General features: G+C 39.7%; 8 protein-coding genes. 2 read left to right on the top strand and 6 right to left on the bottom strand.

Going from position 1 to position 6,448, the window contains the following annotated elements:
* The 6 genes from VLN09_RS03150 to VLN09_RS03125 all read right to left on the bottom strand — a co-directional run.
* Positions 1 to 405: BON domain-containing protein (locus tag VLN09_RS03150; protein WP_325243746.1), on the bottom strand; the 405-nt coding region annotated here is incomplete at its 3' end.
* A gap of 298 nt (positions 406 to 703) precedes the next feature.
* Positions 704 to 940 carry an acyl carrier protein gene (acpP, locus tag VLN09_RS03145; protein WP_011279816.1) on the bottom strand — a complete coding sequence of 79 codons (237 nt, stop codon included), beginning with the start codon at positions 938 to 940 and terminating at the stop codon, positions 704 to 706.
* 311 nt (positions 941 to 1,251) lie between these two features.
* Positions 1,252 to 1,986 carry a 3-oxoacyl-ACP reductase FabG gene (fabG, locus tag VLN09_RS03140; RefSeq protein ID WP_325243747.1) on the bottom strand — a complete coding sequence of 245 codons (735 nt, stop codon included), beginning with the start codon at positions 1,984 to 1,986 and terminating at the stop codon, positions 1,252 to 1,254.
* Complete coding sequence (fabD, locus tag VLN09_RS03135) at positions 1,977 to 2,945, bottom strand: ACP S-malonyltransferase (protein ID WP_325243745.1); 969 nt, start codon at positions 2,943 to 2,945, stop codon at positions 1,977 to 1,979. Before fabD ends, fabG begins: the two co-directional genes overlap by 10 nt.
* Before the next feature lie 492 nt (positions 2,946 to 3,437).
* A complete protein-coding gene (gene rpmF / locus VLN09_RS03130; protein ID WP_011279813.1) occupies positions 3,438 to 3,620 on the bottom strand; it encodes a 50S ribosomal protein L32 in 183 nt (60 codons plus the stop codon).
* Positions 3,621 to 3,953: 333 nt separating this feature from the next.
* On the bottom strand, positions 3,954 to 4,547 hold the full coding sequence (locus VLN09_RS03125; protein WP_325243744.1) for a YceD family protein: 594 nt from the start codon (positions 4,545 to 4,547) through the stop codon (positions 3,954 to 3,956).
* Between the two features lie 179 nt (positions 4,548 to 4,726).
* Here VLN09_RS03125 and VLN09_RS03120 point away from each other — a divergent pair, with 179 nt between their 5' ends.
* Both VLN09_RS03120 and VLN09_RS03115 read left to right on the top strand, forming a co-directional pair.
* A complete protein-coding gene (locus VLN09_RS03120) occupies positions 4,727 to 5,524 on the top strand; it encodes an elongation factor P hydroxylase (RefSeq protein WP_325243743.1) in 798 nt (265 codons plus the stop codon).
* Positions 5,525 to 5,720: 196 nt separating this feature from the next.
* The gene (locus tag VLN09_RS03115) at positions 5,721 to 6,338 is read left to right on the top strand and encodes an L-threonylcarbamoyladenylate synthase (protein ID WP_325243742.1); all 618 of its coding nucleotides are present in this window, start codon (positions 5,721 to 5,723) and stop codon (positions 6,336 to 6,338) included.
* Positions 6,339 to 6,448 lie beyond the last annotated feature (110 nt).

Raw genomic sequence — 6,448 nt, 5'->3', positions numbered from 1 at the left:
ATAAACGTCTTTTGCAATCTTAGATAAGCTATCACCAGACTTCACAGTATACATAGTCGACTCTGGTGACTGCTCTTCAATATCGATATTATCAATGACTTTAGCGACGTTTTGCACGTTACCAATGGCAATGATTGCTTTTTCGCGATCCGCTTGAGTCTTAGCTTTACCGCTAATCTCTGCGGTATCGGTTGACCCATTATACTTAACTTTTAAATCGCTGATATTTAGATTTTGCTGCTGAATACGACGAAGTAAAATGTTAGCTACTGATTGCGCTGAAGGCTCAGTACTCTGTACTGGTGTATTGGCATCTGCTTTGGTTTCTACTTTAGCATCATGCTTGGCGTCATCACGATTAAAAATCTTATCACCAATGTCTTTTGCAAAACTGAACATACCCATATAACTGCTCCTTAAGATATTATTAATTATTATGCATTGTTGTTATTCCGATGATAACGAATATCGGTTATCACCCTTTCTTTTTTTTGCTTACTATTATGAGTATAAGCAAAGATATAAGCGATGAACAGTAAGAGTATGTTGAGTAATGTTGATTTGGCGTAGCCAATGTTAACGTAATTGTTAATAAAGAAGAGATTTATGATCGAAATAAATATAAAGAGAAATAACAAACATAAAAAAACCGCCTATCGATTAAGATAAGCGGTCATATCGAACCTGTTGAGCAAGTCGCTAATTATAGCTGTGCTTGTACGTAGTCGATTGCTTTTTGAACAGTCGTTAATTCTGCTGAATCTTCGTCAGGAATCGTGATGCCAAAATCGCTTTCAAATGACATAACCAACTCAACTAAATCCAGTGAATCAGCGCCTAAGTCTTCCATAAATGAAGCATCGTTGTTGATGTCTTCAACATTCATACCTAGTTGCTCAGCTACGGCAGCTTTAACTCTTTGCTCAGTATCATTACTCATGTAGTTTTCTCCTTTTTGATCTATTATTTTGACAAACTACCATAGTTGCGTGTTTAGCTACTATAGCATTGTATATAAATGGGGTTTTCAGATCCATATGGCCATCTGAGTGTACTATAACAATTATATATCTTGACTAATATCTAGTAAAGTATTGCTATCATACAGGGCTTTGACTTAAAAGTATTCGACATTATAGCACCCTTTATTATAGTTTACACTCGTTCACACAGTTTTTTATTATAAGTATGTAACGTTTGAGATTCAGCACTAAATGATATCGCACTTAGGCAGAATCCGATAGCAAACTGCTACATATACATGCCACCATTGACTGGCAGAACGGCACCTGTGATATAACTGGCTTCGTCACTTGCTAAAAACAGTACAGCAGCAGCGATATCTTCTGGTTGACCCAAACGGCTGATAGGTACAGCATCTAACATCGAGTTCAATAAACGCTCATCAAGCTCATCAGTCATGTCTGTTTCAATCAAACCTGGCGCGACGCAGTTAATGGTTACTTGACGTGAGCCAATTTCGCGCGCTAGCGTACGGCTAAAACCTTCTACGCCAGCTTTAGTCGCCGCATAGTTAGATTGACCGGCATTGCCCATTTGGGCAACCACAGAGGTAATGTTGATGATACGACCACGGCGTGCTTTCATCATGCCGCGGATAGCACGTTTACTCATACGATAGACAGAAGTTAGATTGGTGTCTATCACATTGTCCCAATCTTCATCTTTCATACGCATCAATAAGCCATCTTGGGTGATACCGGCGTTATTGACCAATACTTGAACGGCTCCATAAACGCTTTCTATCTCTTCAAATAGCTTGTCAATCTGTGCAGTATCACGTACATCTAACACTCGACCAATACCGCCGCTATCGTTTAGATATTCATCAATCTGTGCCGCCCCTTTTTCAGTGGTGGCAGTACCAATGACAAAATGTCCTTCTTTCGCAAAACGTTTGGCCACAGCTTTGCCGATACCGCGGCTTGCGCCTGTTACTAATGTAATCGTACGGCTCATGATAATACCTCCAGCAATTTGTCTAGACGAGCGAGTTTGTCAGTCGGATAACTTATAATGGGATGCGCTTGACGCTTCGCCAAATTACTCAAGACGTTACCACTACCACACTCAATTAAAATATTAATTTGTTTATCTGCCAGCTCTTGCATAGTTTTTGACCATAGTACTGGCTGACTTAATTGTTCAGTTAACGCCTCTTTGATACCTACCGCACTGGTTTCAACGCGCGCATGACGGTTTTGAATCACAGGAATCGTCGCTTGATCAAACTTAATGGCGGCAAGCTCTGCTGCCAACGCTTTACTAGCAGGCTCCATCAAAGCACAGTGTGACGGCACACTTACCTTTAATGGAATGGCCTTTTTACCCGTATTTTGTACTTTATCAATAACTGCATTAACACCTGCAGCATTACCAGAAACGACAACCTGTCCTGGGCTATTAAAATTTGCGGCGCCAACAATCGCATCATCTACATGCTCGGTTGCTTGCTCACACAAATTTTCGACTCGATGATCTTCCAAACCCAGTACTGCTGCCATAGCCGTATCAATACCTACTACAGCGTCTTGCATCAATTGACCACGCTTATGCACCAGTTTTACCGCATCAGTAAGTGACAGCACACCAGCAGCGCAGAGAGCACTATATTCGCCAAGAGAATGACCGGCTAGGTAACAAGGCTTATCTTTTATTTTTAGTTGTAAGATACGCCAAATAGCGATACTAGCCGTTAGTAATGCGGGCTGTGTATATTGGGTTTGATTGAGCTTGTCTTCGTCCTGACAGATTGCCCATAAATCCTCGCCTAATGCCGCACTTGCTTCAGTAAAGGTTTCAAGAATCTCAGGATAGGTTTCAGCAAGCTCGCTTGTCATACCGACGACTTGTGAGCCTTGCCCAGGAAACAAGATTGCAATACGGGTTGGTTGTTTTTTTATCATATCGGGTACAGAGCCCATAACCAATATTCCTTATTTGATTGGAAACACCCCTAGCATGAATGGGGTTCATTGTAGAGTTAAAGACTATATAGGATATTTTTATAGAGCGCTCACCGTCACTAGTCCGTTAAGACAATGTGCGCTTATGAAACTATACACTGACATCGACCATTAGCATAGCTGCCAGAAACTTAATTATGCGTCTTACCCTCATAAGTCTGATAACGCGATTTATGATGAGCACATCAAATATGCCTTGCATGATAGATTAGGTATTACAAATATTTATCAAAAGCTATGGTTCAATAAACCGTATTAAAAAAAGAGCACTAAAAACTAGCGACTAGAAAACTGATAGCAAAAAGCCAAGTTATCTAGCCACATAATATATGATAGCGAAATAACTTGGCTTTCGTTAGCTCAAACCAACGGCTGAATAATAGCATTATAAAGAACATCGACAGTCATAAAAACCATCATAATCTTTAGCAGCCATCAAACAACAATAAATTAAGCGTCTTGACTTACTTTGAACAACTGACGACCACGATAAAAACCATCTTTAGTCATGTGATGACGACGATGTTTTTCACCAGTAGTAGCATCGATGCTTATCTCAGCGATTTCCATACGATGATGTGAACGGCGCATGTCACGACGTGAACGACTTTTACGACTTTTTTGAACGGCCATGATATAGCTCCTATACTTAAAAGGGGATAAGCTTGAAATTCAGCTTTAATCGACACTGACAGAGGCTATATAATCACAACAACCTAAGTCTTACGCATCATTAGTTAAATAGATTGCCACGTATTAAAGTGCTGATTACGTCTAAAATCTATAGTTAGTTTGCAAGGTCAGCGCCTATCTGCCAGTAGCAGATTGCTAGAATGCAATAAACGGGACATTATACGCATGTTTAGCGGATTAATAAAGCCCTGCTTTTCACTCTTATGCATAAAGCTGGCAAAAAGATAGTAGAAAATATTCCAATATATCTTTTATCAATACAGTTTGTAACTGTTATAACTTGCCTTTTAGAGATGCTAAAGCAGCAAAAGGATTTTCAGTTTCTTCTTCTTCAGGTATCTCACCAAACTGCTCAACACTCATTTCACAGTCGTCATGCTTTGGCGCCATTGGCGTTTTGAGCAAAATTTCATCTTCAATTAATTTTTTAAGTGGCAATAATCGCTCCGGTGATTGCTCAGTGACTATTTCCTCAAGTATTAAGTAATCTTGCTCTTCATTAATTAAACGTATTTGGCTCTCGTCATCAAGTAACGCGATATTATAATCATCTGTTAGTTCGGTAGCGACTGGTTGCAAACAACGCTGGCAAGTTAACCAAACTTCACCCGTTAGGGTAAAAGCCAGATGCAATACGTTATTACGGCGATATAAGTTGATTTTGAGCAAGATATTGGATTGCTCATGCTCGGTGTTCAATACAGTAACAAGACGCTCAAAAGCGCTAGGGGCTACCTCACCTTCCCACTCAAAACCTGTGTCTTCCCATTTATTTAAGGAGATATTATCAGGCATACTGGTTGACGTAGGCACTTGCAATTTACTAGCCTGAAGCGCTAATGACTTGTTATCTTGGGTACTTGACATGCGCGGCCTCATTGATCGAAAACGATGTATAATATTGCCTGCCATACTAACGGAAAGCGCCTTATTGCGCTAGCGCTAGTATGTTAAAATTTTTTGGTACTGAATATATTTTACTTATTATTTGCTTAAATATGTAGAACGCCCTGCTCTGTTATTCTTTATTGGTTAAACTTTCACTTATGATATCGTCTATCACTCAGCCTGACTTCTCAAGCTTACTATCTAGTATTGAGCGCAAAAATTTATTATCGTATCTAGATGAACGCCAAAGTAAAAAAATTAACCTCACTGATGATAGTATCAATTTTGAAACAGACGCCCAATTAAAAAAGCGGTCATCACAGTGGCGGTATCTGGTTAACCAACAATCTATTCACACCTCTAAAGCATTCATTGAAGACGTCAAGAAATGTGGAACGGCTCAACATAACTTAGCTGAGTTTACTTCACACGGTAAATCTTCGGCTGAAAATATCGAACAAGCAATGACAGACTGGTTAATCTTATTATTCAATCATTTATTTAAAGATAAACAGGTGATGTTGGTTCGTGGTGTGGGCGAGCCAGAATACTTCCCAGCACAAGACAACCAACCTGCTAGAATTGAGTTTGCCCATGGTTTTTTTGCCAGTGCGTTGCACGAATTAAGCCATTTTTGTGTGGCAGGTCCGCAGCGCAGACTACTCCCTGATTTTGGTTATTGGTATGCAGCCGATGGACGTTCAGCGGCGCAGCAAAAGGCTTTTGAGCGCGTTGAGATTAAGCCACAAGCTCTAGAATGTTTATTTAACTTAGCTTGCAGACGCCCCTTTCAAGTGTCACAAGACAATCTCTTTGCAGATTTTGATACTAGCGCTAGTACTTTTGCTGAGGACGTTTACCAACAAGTTCAAATCTATCTCAAAAAACCAAATACTTTACCACCTGACGCTAAAACCTTGCTGCACGCCTTATTAACAGTTTGCAAGACCTCTTAGGCTATATGCCAATATTAACGATTCTCTACTCATAGTAACGCCTTGATCATAAACTTATATTGGCTTTGCGCTATACTATTCAATAAAGCAGCATTTGAAGCATCAGCGAAGCAAGTAAAATTTATGTTAATAAACTTCTTATCATCACGATTTCTCAAATAACCAAAATCTAATAATTATAAAATAAGGAACTGTTATGCAAGTATTTTATATTCATCCAGAAAATCCACAGCCGCGGCTGATTGAGCAAGTAGCAGACTTGCTGCGTAGGGATCAGTTAATCATTTACCCAACCGACACCAGCTATGCTTTCGGCTGTCGCTTGGGTGCAAAAGACGCCTTAGAGAAGCTTAAACACATTCGTGAACTTGATGATAAGCATCAATTTACCTTACTTTGTCGCGATTTAAGTGAGATTGCCAATTATGCTACGGTAGACAATGTACAGTTTAAACAGCTTAAAGCCCATACCCCAGCGCCTATTACCTTTATTTTAAACGCCACCAAAGATGTACCTAAGAAACTGGCACATGCGAAGAAAAAAACCATTGGTATTCGTGTTCCAAGTAACGCTATTGCTCAAGCTTTATTAGAAGCGATGGATGAACCTATTTTAACCAGCTCATTAATATTGCCGAATCGTGATGAGATATTAGACGACCCTTTTGAGATAGAAGAGTTACTGGGCAATCAGATAGACGGGCTAATCAATGCTGGCATCAAAACAACCAAGCTAACCACCATCGTTGATATGACCAGTGGTCAGCCTGAAATAATTAGACAAGGTGCGGCTGATGTGGACTCATTATTATAAATAAAAATTCACTGTAATCTTTTACATACTATAGTCGGTGAAAAGTAATATCGATACAACACGTACTGCTGGTGCAAATTTTTCTTGCTTGCTGCGCCTACACAGACAGA

It is taken from the genome of Psychrobacter sp. (assembly GCF_035469765.1).
Classification (GTDB): Bacteria; Pseudomonadota; Gammaproteobacteria; order Pseudomonadales; family Moraxellaceae; genus Psychrobacter.
This window is presented reverse-complemented; position numbering and strand designations above follow the sequence as displayed.

Excerpts from the sequence above, each read along its gene's own strand:
- VLN09_RS03120 (WP_325243743.1), top strand. The coding sequence starts at position 4,727 with ATGATATCGTCTATCACTCAGCCTGACTTCTCAAGCTTACTATCTAGT.
- VLN09_RS03125 (WP_325243744.1), bottom strand. The coding sequence starts at position 4,547 with ATGTCAAGTACCCAAGATAACAAGTCATTAGCGCTTCAGGCTAGTAAA.
- VLN09_RS03115 (WP_325243742.1), top strand. The coding sequence starts at position 5,721 with ATGCAAGTATTTTATATTCATCCAGAAAATCCACAGCCGCGGCTGATT.
- fabD (WP_325243745.1), bottom strand. The coding sequence starts at position 2,945 with ATGGGCTCTGTACCCGATATGATAAAAAAACAACCAACCCGTATTGCA.
- rpmF (WP_011279813.1), bottom strand. The coding sequence starts at position 3,620 with ATGGCCGTTCAAAAAAGTCGTAAAAGTCGTTCACGTCGTGACATGCGC.
- acpP (WP_011279816.1), bottom strand. The coding sequence starts at position 940 with ATGAGTAATGATACTGAGCAAAGAGTTAAAGCTGCCGTAGCTGAGCAA.